Origin of the sequence: Actinomadura harenae (genome assembly GCF_003696215.1) — a bacterium.
Lineage (GTDB): Bacteria > Actinomycetota > Actinomycetes > Streptosporangiales > Streptosporangiaceae > Spirillospora > Spirillospora harenae.
In genome coordinates this window covers 1-14,563 of the sequence record NZ_RFFG01000005.1, presented here as the reverse complement: position 1 = coordinate 14,563, position 14,563 = coordinate 1, and the positions used below count along the sequence as shown (strand labels likewise).

Sequence of the window (14,563 nt, the reverse complement as noted above, 5' to 3'; positions counted from 1 at the left end):
ACCGCGCGGGCTGACGGGGTCAGACCCGGCCGTTCTCGCCCTCGAGCGCGGGCGCGGGCTCGCGCGGGGCGTCCGGGACCGGGGGAGCGGGCGTCCGGAAGGCCGCCAGGACGACCAGGAACGCGACGGCGGCGAGGACGGTGGCCACGGTGAACGCGCCGCTCATGCCGTCCGCGATGACGGACCGGGACGCCGCGCGTCCGTCGACGGACGAGGCGTAGACGCTGGAGAGCACCGCGATGCCCATCGACGCTCCGGTCAGCATCGCGGTCTGCAGCAGGCCGGCCGCGGCGCCCGAGTCGGCGGGCGCGACCGTGGCCATGATGGTCATGTTGAACGGGACGACGACGAACCCGAGCCCCGCGCCGAGGAGCAGAAGCGGTCCGGCGACGCCGAGGGCGTAGCCGTTCGTCTCCGGGAGGAAGGCGAGCCAGGCGAGGCCGCCCGCCATCAGGACGGTCCCGAGCAGCGCGACGAGGCGTGACGACAGGGCGCCCATGACGCGCGGCGCGTAGCGGGCGGTGACGAACATCCCGAACGCCATGGGGAGGAACGCCAGGCCCGCGCGCAGCGCTCCCCAGCCGAGGGCCTCCTGCAGGTACTGGACGATCAGGAACTGCGCGCTCATCGTCGTCATCGGGATGAGCAGCAGGGCCAGGAGCGCGGCCGAGCGGGCGCGGTCGGCGAACAGGCGCAGCGGCGTGACCGGCTGGACGGCCCGCCGCTCGACCAGCACGAACGCCGCCAGCAGGAGGACGCCGAGGCCGATCGCGAGCGGCCGGTTCCCCACTCCGGCCAGGCCGAGCGTGAGGGCGGCGAGGCCCAGCGCCGAGGTGAGGGCGCCGGAGAGGTCGAAGCGTCCGCCGAGACGCGGGGACTCGGTGACCACGCGCGGGGTGAGCGCGACGACCAGGACGCCGATGGGGACGTTCACCAGCAGCACCCAGCGCCAGGAGAGCGTGGAGGTGATGACGCCGCCGAGCACCAGGCCGAGCGTCATCGCGGACGCGGTGACCGACGAGTAGACGCTCAGCGCGCGGGTCCGGGCGGGGCCGTCGAAGTTGGTCGTGAGCAGGGCGAGGGTGCTGGGGGCGGCCAGCGCGGCCCCGGCGCCCTGGGCGGCGCGGGCGGCGATGAGCCAGGCGGGGTTCTGGGCGAGGCCGCCGAGCAGGGACGCGGCGGTGAACAGGACCATGCCGCCGACGAAGACGCGGCGGCGGCCGAGGACGTCTCCGGCGCGTCCGCCGAGGAGCATGAGGCCGCCGTAGGCGAGCAGGAACGCGTTGCTCACCCAGGCGAGGCCGCCGGGGGAGAGGCCGAGGCCGTCCCGGATCCCGGGCAGCGCGACGTTGGTGATCGTCCCGTCCAGCATGAGCATCAGCTCGCAGGAGACGATCACGGCGAGCGTGAGCGTGGCGCGTGACACGCGGACCTCCACAGTAGGGAACCAGGTGGTTCACTGTAGGGGAGGAAGCGGCGTTTAGGGAACCAGGTGGTCCACTATTTCCCGCGCTACGATGATCGAGGTCCGAGAGGGGGACGACGGGTGACGGTCACGGCGTCCCGGCGGCGCGGAGAGGAACTGCGCCGGGCGATCCTCGACGCGGTCGTCGAGCAGCTCGACAGCGTCGGCTACGCGAAGCTGAGCACCAACAAGGTCGCCGCGGCGGCGGGCACCGGCAAGGCGGCCCTCTACCGGCGCTGGCACAACAAGGAGGAGCTGGTCCGCGACGCGCTGCGCGACCTGCTTCCCGAGCCGCCCGAGATCCCCGGCGGCACCCCGCTGCGCGACGGCCTGACCGACCTGCTCCGCTACTTCGACCACGCGCTCAACGACTCCCGCGGGACGGCGTTCCAGACCGTCGCCGCCGAGGCCTCCGACGGCACGGGCGAGCTGCGCACGCTGTTCCACGTGTCCGTCACGCGGCCGTGCGAGGAGCGCATCGCCGAGCTCGTCCGCGCGCACGGGGGCACGGCGTCCGAGAGCGCCGCGTCCGCCGGGCCCGCCCTGCTCTTCTACTACTGCGTCGCGGGACGGCCGCGCCGCACCGACGCCGAGATCCAGGGCATCGTGGACGACGTCCTGCTGCCGCTCTTCCGGGAAGGCGGCGCCGCGTGACGCCGCCGGACGAGGGGCCCCCGCGGGACGGCGGGACGCTGCGGGAGCGGCTGGTCGCCGTCGCGACCCGGCTGTTCGCCGAGAAGGGCTACGAGGGGACGTCCGTCCAGGAGATCGTGGCCGCGGCGGGCGTCACCAAGGGCGCGATGTACCACTACTACGGCTCCAAGGACGAGCTGCTCTACGAGATCTACCACCGGCTGCTCGACGTGCAGACCCGGCGGCTCGAGGAGATCGCGGACGGCCCCGGGACGGTCGAGGAGCGCGTCCGCGCGGCGGCCGTGGACGTCCTGAGCACCTCGTTCGGCAACCTCGAGGACCTGACGGTCTTCTTCCGCTCGACGCACCTGCTGTCCCCGGAGCGGCGGGCGGCCGTCCGGGCGGAGCGGCGGCGGTACCACGAGCGGTTCCGCGCGCTGGTCGAGGAGGGGCAGGCCGACGGGACGTTCCGGTCCGGGACGCCCGCCGACATCGTCGTGAACTTCTTCTTCGGGACCGTCCACCAGATCGGCGCGTGGTACCGGCCGGGCGGGCGGCTGAGGGCCGAGGAGATCGGCGAGCACTACGTCGGCCTCTTCCTCGACGGCCTCCTCGCCACCCCCGTCGCCCGCGCCTAGAGGCGTTCCCGCCCGCCCGCGCCGCGCGCCTAGAGGCGTTCGACCGTCAGCTCGGACGCGGCGTGCGCCGCCCGCAGCGGCTTCTTGTCGAACTTGCCGACGGTCGTCTTCGGCACCTCGTCCAGGAACGTCCAGTACTCGGGGACCTGCCACTTCGCGATGCGCCCGCGCAGGAACCCGGCCAGTTCGGCGGCGGTCGCCGTCGCGTCCGGACGCAGGACGACGCAGGCCAGCGGCCGTTCGTCCCAGCGCGGGTCCGGGACGCCGATGACGGCGGCCTCGGCGACTGCCGGGTGCGCCATCAGGTGGCCCTCGAGCTCGACGGACGAGATCCACTCGCCGCCCGACTTGATGACGTCCTTCACGCGGTCGGTGATCTGGAAGTAGCCGCGGCGGTCGATCGTGCCGACGTCGCCGGTGCGCAGCCAGCCGTCGTGGAACTTCTCCGGCGCGTCCGCCCGGTGGTAGGAGCCGGTGATCCAGGGGCCGCGGACCTCGATCTCGCCGACCGACTCGCCGTCCCAGGGAAGCTCGTCGCCGGCGGCGTCGGTGATCCGCATCTGGACGCCGGACGCGACACGGCCCGACTTCATGCGCCAGTCCACGTCCTCGGCCGAGTCGGGGTCGACCCCGGGCGGCGGGAACGCCATCCCGCCGAGCGGGCTGGTCTCGGTCATGCCCCACCCCTGGACGATCCGCAGGCCGTACCGCTCGTGCGCGCGTTCGAGCAGCGAGCGCGGCGCGGCGGCCCCGCCCGAGTTCGCCAGCCGCAGCGACGACAGGTCGACGGGGTGCCGCTCGCCGTGGTCGAGGATCGCGTGCCAGATCGTCGGGACGGCCGACGCGACCGTCGTCCGCTCGGACGCGATGAACGCGGTCAGATGCTCGGGCTGGAGGAACCGGCCCGGCATGTGCAGGGACGCGCCGGACAGCAGCGACGCGTACGGCAGCCCCCACGCGTTCACGTGGAACATCGGGACGATCGCGAGCACCCGGTCGTCCTCACGCGGCCCGACCAGCGACGACGAGTTCGCCGCGAGCGCGTGCAGGAACGTCGAACGGTGCGAGTACACGACGCCCTTCGGGTCGCCCGTCGTCCCGGACGTGTAGCACATCGCCGCCGCCGACCGCTCGTCCAGCTCGGGCCACGCGAACCCGGGCTCCTCGGCGTCCAGGAGCTCGCGGTACCGCAGGACGGGACGTCCGAGCGCGGACGCGTCGCCGTCCCCGACGACGATCACGTGCCGGACGGTCGGCATCCGGTCGGCGATCCGCGCGAGCAGCGGGACGAGCGAGTCGTCCACGATGACCACGGAGTCCTCGGCGTGGTTCACGATGTGCGCGAGCTGCTCGGGGAACAGCCGGATGTTCAGCGTGTGCAGCACCGCGCCCATCGACGGCACGGCGAGGTACGCCTCGAAATGCTCCTGGTCGTTCCACGCGAACGTCGCGACGCGGTCGCCCGCCCGGACGCCGAGCCTCGTCAGCGCGGCCGCGAGCCGTTCCGCGTTCCCGGCGATCTCCGCGAACCCCGCCCGACGCGGCGGCGCCTGCCCGCCCGTCCACGTCACGCACTGGCTGTCGGGATAGATCAGCCGCCCGTGCCGCATGAGCGCGGAGACCGTGAGCGGGAAGTCCTGCATGGTGCTGGGGATCACGACCATCCTCCCGGTGGGACCGACCGGCCGGTACGTGTGCCCGATATCACCATACCGACCGGTCGGTAGGCAACACCCGAACGCTTACGCGCACGGGACGGCGCCGTACTGGCCCGTCCCCCTCAACGCGCGGAGCCGGAATCGACGGCGTGCTCCCGGTCGTAGGCCTGCTGAGCCACGGCGATCGTGCCGCCATGGCGCCGCGCCCAGCCGGTCAGCGTCAGCAGTGCCTCGCGGAGTTCGGCGCCGGAGGGCGTGAGGGCGTAGTCGACCCTCGGCGGCACGGTCGGGTGGACGGTCCGGGTGAGCAGGCCGTCCCGTTCCAGCTTGCGCAGGTTCAGCGTGAGCATGCGCCGGCTGATGCCGGTCAGCGACCGCTCGAGCTGCGTGAACCGCACCGGCCCCTCTCCCGCGGCCATCAGGATCCCGATGCTCCACTTGCCGGCGACCCGGTCCAGAACCTCCGTGACCGGGCACGCGTCCGCGACCTGGCGTGTCACATCGGTGTGACGGTGGGACATGAAAGTGCCTTCTTCCCAACGGGCCTGCGCCTTCGGACCATGGAACCGCTTTCGACGATCAACACCGGAAAGAGGCCGCTCATGCCGTCGCTAACGAAGGAACAAGCACTTCTGCGGCAGATCACCGATCGGTCCGCCATTCTCGAAGTCGCGACCAGGTACGCCGCCGCCCTGGACGCCAAGGACTGGGCAGAACTCGGATCGCTGTTCACCGAAGACGCGACCTGGGAGTACGCGGGCGACGGCGCACCGCTGCCGGCCCCGGACGCCGTCGCCCGGATCTCCCTCGTGCTGCAACCCCTCCAGGCCACCCAGCACCTTCTCGGCAACCACATGGTGAAGGTGGACGGAGACGAGGCCGAGCACACCTGCTACGTCCAGGCCCAGCACGTCGGCCAGGGCGGCCAGAAGTACCTCGGAGCGGGGCGCTACACGGACCGTCTGCGCCGCACGAACGAAGGCTGGCGATTCACCCGCCGCACATTGGTCAGCGTGTGGAGCGACGGCGACCCGAGCGTCCTCGCAGGCTCTTCGGAAGCCCCGTCGACAGGAGACCGGGGAGGTGTCGAGGACGGACCGGTGTGACCGTGGTGCTCGGGCTCCAACCGCAGTAGCGCCCTCCTCCTGTGGTTCGGGTGCGGCGATGGCCGGTCTTACCTGGTGGGGTTTCCTTGGTCGGGGAGCCAGCGCTCGACGAGGTGCCTGGGGGTGTCGGCCGGGACGTGCCACAGCTTCAGGGCGGCGTCCCAGCGGGCCTTCGCTGCGCGCTTCGCCTGGTCCTTCTCCGCGAAGGAGACATCGAGGTAGAGGCGTCCATCGTGAATCTGACCAGGGCGGACGCCGTTGTCGTGCGTTGCGGCGGGCGGCTTTCGGGCGGGGCGGTCCATCTGGGCGCGGTCCACGATGCGTTTGACGCGCTCACAGGACGTCGGGTCGGTGACGCGCATCATGAGGTCGGTCGAGCCGGAATGGGCGAGCAGGTTGAGGGATCCGTGCCACAGCACCCTGTCGTCCACGATCAGGACCTTCTCGTGCATGCGGTCACGGGGGATCACCTCGCAACCCGCGGCCCGGAGTTCACCGACCAGGCGTTCCTCCCGGGAAGCGGGATCGGCCGGGCGGGTGTGCACGGTGACGCGCACGCCCGCCCGGATCCGTTCGGAGAACGGGTTTAGCCACTTCCTGGTCGGCGCGACTCCGAGGAACGCGCAGTAGACGTCGATGCTCGTCGTGGCGCGGGCGATGTCCCAGGCCACGGCGCGGTCGACCTCGTCGGCGGGGAAGAAGGCCGGACGGGCGAGGTCCTCGGGGGCGAGGGAACCGAGGTCGGCGGCCGCCCGGACGGGGACGAGGTCGTCGACGGGGACGCGCTGCGCGAACCTCTCCAGCCGGTCGAGCATCCGGACGGCCTCGCCGCCCGGGGGAAGCTCCCCGCGTAGGTAGTCCACGTTCGCCACGACGACCAGGTGGTCTTGGGCGCGGCTCAGCGCGACGTTGAGCAGGCGGCATGTGTGCGAGGCGAGGCCGGTGCCCTCGTAGAAGTACCCGGGCCGTCTCCCCGCGCCCGCGACGGTGTCGATGACCACGAGCGGCCGCTGACTTCCCTGAAAGCGGTGGACGGTGTCGACGAGCCCCTCGTACTCCTCGCCGAAGCGGTACTTGAGGCTGCCCTTGAGCGCGTGCTTCTGGGCGGCGTAGGGGGAGATCACGGCCATCCGCTCGGTGGGCCGGACGCCGTCCTGCTTCCGGGCGGGCAGGACGGTGTCGTACTGGAGGCCGCGGATCAGTTCGTGGATGACGGCCTCGTGCACCGGGTTCGACAGGTGGGCCTTCTGGCCGCCGCTCCCGATCTGCCGGGACGAGGTGTCGATCAGGACGAGCGCGCCGTCGATCAGCGGTGACGGCGGCAGCCGGGACGTGTCGTCGCGTCCGGTGAGCAGCGGGGAGTCGGGGTAGGCGACCTCGTTCACGAGGGTGCAGATCGCCGGGCGCATCCGGTACTGCTCGTTGAGGGCCACGAGACGGTCGTCCGTGCGGACCCTGCCCGAGGCGTCGACGAGCCCCGCGGCGTGGAACACGTCCCGGTCCATCCACAGCCGTGAGTGGGCCTTGTCGTCCTTGGACGCCGTCCGGCTGTCCGATCCGCGGGTCACGGCGGGCAGTTGGCGGAAGTCGCCCGCCAGGACCACGCGGCGGCGGGCCAGCCCGGCGGTCAGCCAGGCGGACGGGAGGTCCACCATGCCGGCCTCGTCGAGGACGACGACGTCGACCTCGTCGAGCAGCCGCCGGGACTGGACGGCCTTGGCGACGGTGGTGCCCAGGATCCGGCATCGCGCGCGGACCGCGTCCGGCACCTTGCCCCGCTCCGCCTGGAGTTCCTTGAGGTCGGCCTCGATCTGGTCGGCGAACTGCTGGAGTTGTGCCGCGGGAGGTTGGCCTTCCAGCCGGGCCTTCAACAGATCCAGCCGGGTCTTGACGCCGCGCGCCTCCGCGGTGACCCGCCGCTCCTCCGCCTGAGCCGCGGCACGGCGCTGCATCGCCATCTGCTCGGCCTGCCGCCGTTGGGCGTACTGGCGGTGCAGTTCGTCGAGCTTCACCTGTCTGCGCTGGTGGAAGAGCCTGCCGGGCTCCGGGGTCTCGTTGATCGCCCGGACGAGGTCCTCGGCGGCGGCGCCCTCGGTCCGGATCGCGGCCTCGGACCTCATGACCGTGCTCTGGGCCGCGGCCGCGCGCTGGACCAGCTCGTTCCACAGGACCTGGAGCGTGCCGAGCTCGGCGTGGAGCGCGAGGGGCTCGCTGATCTGGGCGAGCTGCCGCGAGCGCAGGCCGATCTGCTCGTCCAGCCGGGACGAGAGGCGCGCGATCAGCCGTTCGGGACTGATCCGCTCGCCGTACTTCCTGGCGAGCGCCTCGACGGCGATGTCGCCCGCCCGCTGCACGAGGCCGTCCGCGAAGCCCTCCTCGGACTCCAGCGTCGCGCAGATGCGCAGGAGCGCCTGGTCGACGGCGACGTGCGTCGGGGCCACGAACAGCACGCGCAGCCCCTGCCGGTGACACCCTTCGACGACGGACGTGACGACGTCGGTCTTGCCCGTCCCAGGGGGACCCCAGATGAAGGTGACCTCGCTGGCGAGGGCCTGTTCGATCGCCCGGCGCTGCCGGGGGTTCAGACTCAGGTCGCGGTAACCGGCGACGAACTGTTCGGGCGTGCGGCAGCGGTCGACGCGCGGGCGTCCCCGCCCGACGAGCCATCCCGCGGACGTGGGGTCGATCGGGCCGCCCTTGCCCCCGGCGGACTCCAGTTTCTGCGCGAGCAGGTCCAGGCTCGCGGTCTCGTCCTCGATGAGCGTCGCGCCCTGGACGGCCGAGCCGAGGTCGGCCGCCGTGGTGACGAGGACCTTCCCGTCCGGCAACTTGCGCGCCTGCGCGGGCTCCCACGCCTCCCGGCCGCGACCCGGCCTGATCAGGAGGTCCCTCCCGGTGAACGCGTCCTTCCAGGTACGGCAGGCGAAGACGTACTCGCGGGCGTCGTCGGAGCCGCCCGTCCTCTGGCCGCGTTGGAGCGCGACGCGTTCGGCGTTCGTGTGGTCGTCCTGGAGGGTTGCGTCGATCTCCGCCCGCACTGCTCGGAGAAGCTCGGTCACCGGAAAGGGGGCTGCCTGCTTCTCCGCCAATACGGGCTCCTCTCCGCCGCCGTACGGGGAGTTTACGGCGGTGTTGACCCTTCGTCAGTTGATCAGAGTGTGAGAGCGGGGGCGGGCTATGGACACATCCCGCTCACAAAGCGTTCCGGGGAGTGTCGGAGCGGGGGTGGGCGGGGAGGGAGTACGGCAGGTGACGGGAAGAAGCGGGAGCCATGCGGGCACGTACTCTCAGCGCGGGTGTCGTCGGGCTGGCCTTGTTGGCCGGCGGGTGTGGCGGGGGCGGGGAGGACGGGTCGTCGAGTCCGCCGCTTCCGCTGTTGTCGAGGGCGTCCGAGGCGCCGTCCGTTCAGGACGGGGCGGTGGAGGGGACGGGCCTGGCGGGGTGCCGGGAGGCGCGCTGCGAGGTGCGGGTCCGCACCGGGGACCAGATCGAGCTGGCGGAGCACTTCGAGGCCGGGCCGCTGGTCGTCACGGCCGTCGAGCCCGATCGCGTGTCGATGCGCTGGACGTTCGAGGGCGGCGGGACGGGGTCCGGGGAGGCGGGGCCGAGCGGTCCGGTCACGGTCGGGAGCGGCCGGACGATGCTGACGGTCCGGGTCGTGGCGATCCGCTCTGACGCCGCCACCCTCCGGCTCACGCCGGGCGACTCATGACGCGTCCGGCCGGTGGACCCAGGTGCGCAGCACGGCGGCCGGACGGCCCGGAACCTCGCGCGTGACGGGCTCCTCGTCGCTGAGGTGGAACCCGGTGGCCTGCGCGACGCGCTGACTCGCCGTGTTCTCGTCGACGATCCGCAGGATGACCCGCGCGCCCGGGTGGGTCTCGTACGCGTGGCCCGTCATGAGGCGGACCGCGCGGCTGGCGAGGGCCTGACCTCGGTGCTCCGCGCCGATGCCGTAGGCGAGTTCGATCGCGGGGACCGGCTCGTCGAGCCTGGAGATGGACAGGACCTCGCCGAGGGGCGCGCGGCCGTCGGTCGTGACGGCCAGCTGGAGGGTGCTCCCGCTCTCGCGGCGCTCCTGGCTCCGCTGGACGTACGCGCGCGCGGCGTCCAGGTCGAAGGGCGACACGAGCGGCGTCCAGCGGGCGAAGTCGGGGTGGTCGAACAGCGTGACCATGGCGTCCAGGTCGGCCTCGTCCCAGGGGCGCAGCCGGAGTCCGAGCCCGGTGACCAGGGGTGCGGGAAGTTCGGTGTTCATGAGTTGATCATCGCAGGGGCGCCGGGAAGATCCCGAAAGGGGTGATCGCGAGGGGGTGGGTCGCCTACGATCCGGGCATGCCTCCCCTCCCCACCGTGACCGTCGGCCGGATCCCCTTCGACGGGGCGATCCGGGACTTCGACGTCGTCGAGCGTGACGGCCGGCCGTTCCTGGTCGGGACGCACGACCGGAGTCTGCGCGCGTTCAGCTGGGATCTCGCGCGCGACACCTGGACGGAGCACGCGCTCGGCGATCCGTGGTTCGGGGAGGACGGGTACACCGAGCTCGCCGCGCTCGCTGCGACCGTGGTGGACGGCCGGATCGTGGTCGGCGGGGGCGGCGACCGTCAGGGGTTCGCGCAGTGGGACCTGGAGAGCGGCGCGGTGCGCATGTACGCCGAGGACGGCGGTGTGGCCTCGGCGACGGCGGCCGTCGTCGGGGGCCGCACCTGGTTCGTCGTGGGGGTCTCGTCGGGTCCGCCCGTCCAGTTGTGGGATCCGGCGGTGGCGGAACCGGGTGAAGCCGACCCGGCGGACGCGCCTTCTCCCTACGACCATCTGATCGAGGTGAACGCGCTGGAGGCGTTCTCCCGCGCGTCCAGCGCGGTCGCCGCCGGGACGCTGAAGGACCGGCCCGTCCTGGTGGGGCCCGGCGGCGACGCCCGCGTGTTCGTCTGGGACATCGAGAACGACGCGCTCCTCCTCGAGATCGACGACATCGACGTGGAGCTGCGCGACTTCGCCCTGGTGGACGCCGGGGTTCCGCGCGTCGTGGCGTCCGGCGGGCGGACGCTTCTGGTCGGCGGCCTGGCCACGGGGGAGTGGGAGGACCCGATCGAGGTGCCGTGCGCCGCCGTGACCTGCCTGGACGCGACGGTGCTGGACGGCGGAGCGGTCGCCGTCACCGGCTCCGAGGACGGCACCGTCTGCGCCTGGGACCTCGAAGCCCGCCGCCTCCTCGCCGAGCCGACCTGCGGCGAGCACCCCATCACCGCTCTCCGCATCACCGAACTGGACGGCCGCCAGGTCGTCATCACCTCCGACCGGAACGGCACCGTCCAAGTCCTGAACCTGCCCCGATACCTCTGATGCGTCAGTCGTCGGGGGTGTGGGGGGTGCCGCCGGCGAGGGTCTCGGTGAGGAGGGTCTCCTCGGTGGAGCCTCGGCGCCAGTAGCCCATGAACTCGACGGCGGTGCGGGGCATGCCGCGGTCGCGGACGAGGTGGCGGCGCAGGTCGCGGACGGTGGCGGCCTCGCCCGCGAGCCAGGCGTAGTCGACGGCCGGGGCGTTCCGGACGGCGTCCAGCAGGGGTTCGTCGCGGTGCCGGACGAGCCAGGTGACGTGGCCGGGGAGGTCGTCCTGGCGGTCGTCCTCGTGGGAGATCTGGACGTAGACGTGCGCGGACGCGCCGGACGGCAGGGACTCCAGGTTGCCGCCGATCGCGGGGAGGGCCGACTCGTCCCCGGCGATGAGGATCGCCTGCGCGGAGGCGGGCGGGGCGAACTCGACGCCGCCGCTGTCGGGGGCGGTCGGGCCGAGGGCGAGGAGGCGGGCGCCCGGGCGGGCGCGGGACGCCCAGCGGGACGCGGGGCCGAGGTCGCCGTGCAGGGCGAAGTCGACGTCGACCTCGCCGGGGCGTTGCGCGCGGACGGTGAAGGTGCGCATGACGGCGCGTTCGGCGGGGTCGAGGGCGCGCCAGGCGGCGAACCAGTCGTCGTCCGGGACGTCCGGCATGACGGGGCGGTCCTGGTGGGGGTGCGGGAAGAACAGCTTGAAGCGCTGGTCGCGTCCGCCGGAGAGGAACCCGGCGGGGGAGGCGAAGGTGATCCTCAGCATGGACGGGCCGAGGCGCGCCGTGCGGAGCACGGGCAGGTCGAAGAAGCGGAACATCGGGTCAGGCCACCTTCTTCGCGTTCTTGACGGTCTCGGCGAGCCTCTCGATGATCGGGGCGCAGCCCGCGTAGGAGAAGCGGGGTTCCGGTTCCCACGCGAAGACCTGGTCGGCCTTCACGGCGGGCAGGTTCCCCCAGGAAGGCCTGGACCCGAGGTCCTTGGGCTGGAGGGCCTGGGTGCGGGCGTCCAGAAGGATGACGTCGGCCTTGTACTTGTCGGCGTTCTCCCAGCTCAGCGACTCGAAGTAGCCCGCCTGGTCGAGCTTGCCGGGGGCGATGACCTCGACGCCGAGGTCCTTGAGGAAGCGCAGGTCGGCGTTCTTCGCGGGGGACGAGGCGTAGAACAGGTTCGGGCTGGCGGACGCGGCGAGCACCCTCAGGCCCTTGTTCGCGGCGGCGGCCAGGCGCAGTGACGTGACGGCCTTGTCGAAGCGGTTCTTGGCGGCGGTGTTGGCGGGGGACCTCAGGTCCGCGCCGAGCGCGACGGCGAGGGCGGCGTAGTGCTCGATCGGGGTGGTGAGCGTGGTGTCCCCGGTCTGGACGCCGACGCCGGGGGCCAGCTTGAAGATCTTGTCCTTGCTCTCGGCGGGGACGTAGAACAGGTTCGGCTTGACGAACATGTGGTCGACGAGCAGCTCGGGGCGCAGCGCCGCGTACTTCTCGATGTTGAACTCGCCGTAGGCGTTGCCGATGATCTCGACCTTGCTGATGTCGACGTCGCCGACCTGCGGGTCGCGGCCGCCGTCCTTGAGCCTGGCCGGGCCGTAGACGCCGACGATGCGGTCGGTGACGCCGAAGTCCCAGAGCGCGGCGGCGGCGCCGACGTAGGCGACGACGCGGCGCGGACGGGACGCCGCCTCCGCCTTCTGGCCGCGGTCGTCGGTGAAGGACCAGGCCCCTCCGTCGTCGGACGCGTTCGCGGTGCCGTCGCGGCCGCCGCCGCACGCGGTGAGGACGGCTCCGAGGGCGAGCGCTCCGCCGGCGCCGAGCAGGCCGCGCCGGGACAGGTGGGAGGAGGCGAGGTTCGTCATGTCGTGCGTTCTCCGGGATCGGGGATGGGCCGCAGGATCGCCTATCGGTCCGATAGGCAGAACTTAGGTTAACCTAACCTAAGTTTTTGTCCAGGTCCCCCGAGGAGTCGCCCGTGACGTTCACCTTCGTACGGCGGTTCGCCCTCGCCGCCGTCCTGCTGGCGGCGGTCGCCGCGCTCAGCCTGGCCGTCGGGGCGCGCCCGCTCGGACCGTCCGAGGTGTGGCGCGGCCTCACCGACTCGGGGACGGAGGCGTACACGGTCGTCCATCGGATGCGGCTGCCGCGCACGGCGCTCGGGCTCGTCGCGGGCGCGGCGCTCGGCCTCGCGGGCGCGCTCATGCAGGCCCTCACGCGCAACCCGCTCGCCGATCCCGGGCTGCTCGGCATCAACGTCGGGGCGTCCGCGGCGGTCGTCACGGCGATCTCGTTCCTCGGCGTCACCTCGTTCTCCGGGTACGTGTGGTTCGCGTTCGCCGGGGCGGGGATCGTCGCCGTCCTGCTCTACGGGATCGGCGGCGGTCGCCGCGCGACCCCGGCGCGGCTCACGCTCGCGGGCGCGGCCGTCAGCGCCGCGCTCGCCTCGTACGTCAGCGCCGTCGAACTGCTCGACACGGCGTCCCTCGACCGGATGCGCTTCTGGACGGTCGGCAGCCTCGCCGCCGCGCAGGCCTCGACCGTGCGGACGGTCGCGCCGTTCGTCCTGGTGGGCGTCGTGCTCGCGGTCGCGCTGGCCCGTCCGCTGAACACGCTCGCGATGGGCGACGACACGGCGCGGGCCCTCGGCGCGCGGCCCGCCCTGGTGCGCGGCGCCGGGATCGCCGCCGTCACGCTGCTGTGCGGCGCGGCGACGGCGGCGTGCGGGCCGGTCGCGTTCCTCGGCCTCATGGTGCCGCATCTCGTCCGCGCCGTCACCGGCCCTGACCTGCGGTTTCTGCTTCCGTACAGCGCGCTCGCCGCGCCCGTGCTGATGCTCACCGCCGACGTCCTCGGACGCGTCGTCGCGCGTCCGGGCGAGGTGCCGGTCGGCGTCCTGACCGTGGTCCTCGGCGGGCCGTTCTTCCTCCACTTCGTCCGGCGGCGGAAGGCGGTGGCGCTGTGAACGCGCTGAGGGCGGGCGGCGTCTCGCTGCGCTACAGCCCGCGCGCGGTGCTGGTCGCGGCCGCGTTCGCCGCCGTGGCCGTCGTCGTGAGCGTCTTCGCGATCGGCGGCGGCGACTACCCGGTGGGCTTCGGCGACGTCGTGCGGGCGCTGCTCGGACGCGGCGACGCGTCCACCGACTTCATCGTCAACCGGCTGCGGCTGCCGCGCGCCGCCACCGCGCTCGCCGTCGGCGCGGCGCTCGGCCTGGCGGGCGCGCTGTTCCAGTCCCTGTCACGGAACCCGCTCGGCAGCCCCGACCTGCTCGGATTCACGCAGGGGTCGGCCACGGGCGTGCTCGTCGCGACCGTCCTCGCGGGCGGGAGCGGGGTCGGGCTCGCGGCCGGCGCGGTGACCGGCGGGACGCTGACCGGCGCGCTCATCGTCCTGCTCACCGGACGGCACGGCGCGCATGGGCAGCGGCTCGTCCTCGTGGGCGTCGGCGTCGCCGCGATCCTCACCGGCGTGAACGGCTACCTGCTGACGAAGGCGCAGGTCACCGATGCCGCGCGCGCCGTCCTGTGGTTGACCGGCAGCCTGGACGGACGCGACTGGAAGCAGGCCGCGCCCGTCCTCGCGGCCCTGGCGCTCGCGGTCGCCGTCACCGCCTCGTGCGGGCGCGCGCTGCGGACGCTCGAAATGGGCGACGAGGCCGCACGCGCGCTCGGCGTCCCCGTCGGCCGGGTGCGCGGCGCGCTGCTCGCGGTCGCCGTCCTGCTCGCCTCGCTCGCCGCTGCCGCCGCC

14 protein-coding genes are annotated in these 14,563 nt (G+C 72.9%); 7 read left to right on the top strand and 7 right to left on the bottom strand.

What is annotated here, in order from left to right:
* Window positions 1-19: 19 nt before the first annotated feature.
* On the bottom strand, window positions 20-1,426 hold the full coding sequence (locus tag EBO15_RS03990; RefSeq protein ID WP_122192927.1) for an MFS transporter: 1,407 nt from the start codon (window positions 1,424-1,426) through the stop codon (window positions 20-22).
* Between the two features lie 120 nt (window positions 1,427-1,546).
* Here EBO15_RS03990 and EBO15_RS03985 point away from each other — a divergent pair, with 120 nt between their 5' ends.
* Window positions 1,547-2,119, top strand: coding sequence for a TetR/AcrR family transcriptional regulator (locus EBO15_RS03985; protein ID WP_122192926.1), 573 nt, complete (start codon window positions 1,547-1,549; stop codon window positions 2,117-2,119).
* Entirely contained in the window at window positions 2,116-2,736 is a 621-nt protein-coding gene (locus EBO15_RS03980) for a TetR/AcrR family transcriptional regulator (protein ID WP_122192925.1), read from the top strand. The genes EBO15_RS03985 and EBO15_RS03980 overlap by 4 nt, the downstream gene beginning before the upstream one ends.
* A gap of 29 nt (window positions 2,737-2,765) precedes the next feature.
* On the opposite strand, the gene EBO15_RS03975 is transcribed toward EBO15_RS03980, so the two are convergent.
* A complete protein-coding gene (locus tag EBO15_RS03975) occupies window positions 2,766-4,394 on the bottom strand; it encodes a long-chain fatty acid--CoA ligase (protein ID WP_233615921.1) in 1,629 nt (542 codons plus the stop codon).
* A gap of 122 nt (window positions 4,395-4,516) precedes the next feature.
* Window positions 4,517-4,915 (bottom strand): winged helix-turn-helix transcriptional regulator, encoded by a 399-nt coding sequence (locus EBO15_RS03970; RefSeq protein WP_122192924.1) that lies wholly within the window; start codon window positions 4,913-4,915, stop codon window positions 4,517-4,519.
* A gap of 81 nt (window positions 4,916-4,996) precedes the next feature.
* On the opposite strand from EBO15_RS03970, the gene EBO15_RS03965 reads away from it, so the two are divergent.
* Window positions 4,997-5,500, top strand: coding sequence for a nuclear transport factor 2 family protein (locus EBO15_RS03965; protein ID WP_122193031.1), 504 nt, complete (start codon window positions 4,997-4,999; stop codon window positions 5,498-5,500).
* 68 nt (window positions 5,501-5,568) lie between these two features.
* Here the strand turns inward: EBO15_RS03965 and EBO15_RS03960 are convergent, their stop codons facing one another.
* On the bottom strand, window positions 5,569-8,559 hold the full coding sequence (locus EBO15_RS03960; RefSeq protein WP_233615920.1) for an AAA domain-containing protein: 2,991 nt from the start codon (window positions 8,557-8,559) through the stop codon (window positions 5,569-5,571).
* A gap of 212 nt (window positions 8,560-8,771) precedes the next feature.
* Between EBO15_RS03960 and EBO15_RS03955 the strand changes: the two genes are divergently transcribed.
* Window positions 8,772-9,212, top strand: coding sequence for a hypothetical protein (locus EBO15_RS03955; RefSeq protein WP_122192922.1), 441 nt, complete (start codon window positions 8,772-8,774; stop codon window positions 9,210-9,212).
* Here the strand turns inward: EBO15_RS03955 and EBO15_RS03950 are convergent.
* The gene (locus tag EBO15_RS03950) at window positions 9,207-9,758 is read right to left on the bottom strand and encodes a GNAT family N-acetyltransferase (protein WP_122192921.1); all 552 of its coding nucleotides are present in this window, start codon (window positions 9,756-9,758) and stop codon (window positions 9,207-9,209) included. The two genes, EBO15_RS03955 and EBO15_RS03950, sit on opposite strands and share 6 nt — an antisense overlap.
* Window positions 9,759-9,835: 77 nt before the next feature.
* Between EBO15_RS03950 and EBO15_RS03945 the strand changes: the two genes are divergently transcribed.
* Complete coding sequence (locus EBO15_RS03945) at window positions 9,836-10,846, top strand: WD40 repeat domain-containing protein (protein WP_147481372.1); 1,011 nt, start codon at window positions 9,836-9,838, stop codon at window positions 10,844-10,846.
* 4 nt (window positions 10,847-10,850) lie between these two features.
* On the opposite strand, the gene EBO15_RS03940 is transcribed toward EBO15_RS03945, so the two are convergent.
* Together EBO15_RS03940 and EBO15_RS03935 are read right to left on the bottom strand one after the other, a co-directional pair.
* Entirely contained in the window at window positions 10,851-11,648 is a 798-nt protein-coding gene (locus EBO15_RS03940) for a siderophore-interacting protein (protein ID WP_122192919.1), read from the bottom strand.
* A 4-nt stretch (window positions 11,649-11,652) separates the two neighbouring features.
* A complete protein-coding gene (locus EBO15_RS03935; protein ID WP_122192918.1) occupies window positions 11,653-12,681 on the bottom strand; it encodes an ABC transporter substrate-binding protein in 1,029 nt (342 codons plus the stop codon).
* 113 nt (window positions 12,682-12,794) lie between these two features.
* Here EBO15_RS03935 and EBO15_RS03930 point away from each other — a divergent pair, with 113 nt between their 5' ends.
* Entirely contained in the window at window positions 12,795-13,781 is a 987-nt protein-coding gene (locus EBO15_RS03930) for a FecCD family ABC transporter permease (protein ID WP_233615919.1), read from the top strand.
* Window positions 13,778-14,563 (top strand): FecCD family ABC transporter permease (locus tag EBO15_RS03925; RefSeq protein ID WP_122192916.1); only part of this gene is annotated, 786 nt, incomplete at its 3' end. The genes EBO15_RS03930 and EBO15_RS03925, both read left to right, overlap by 4 nt.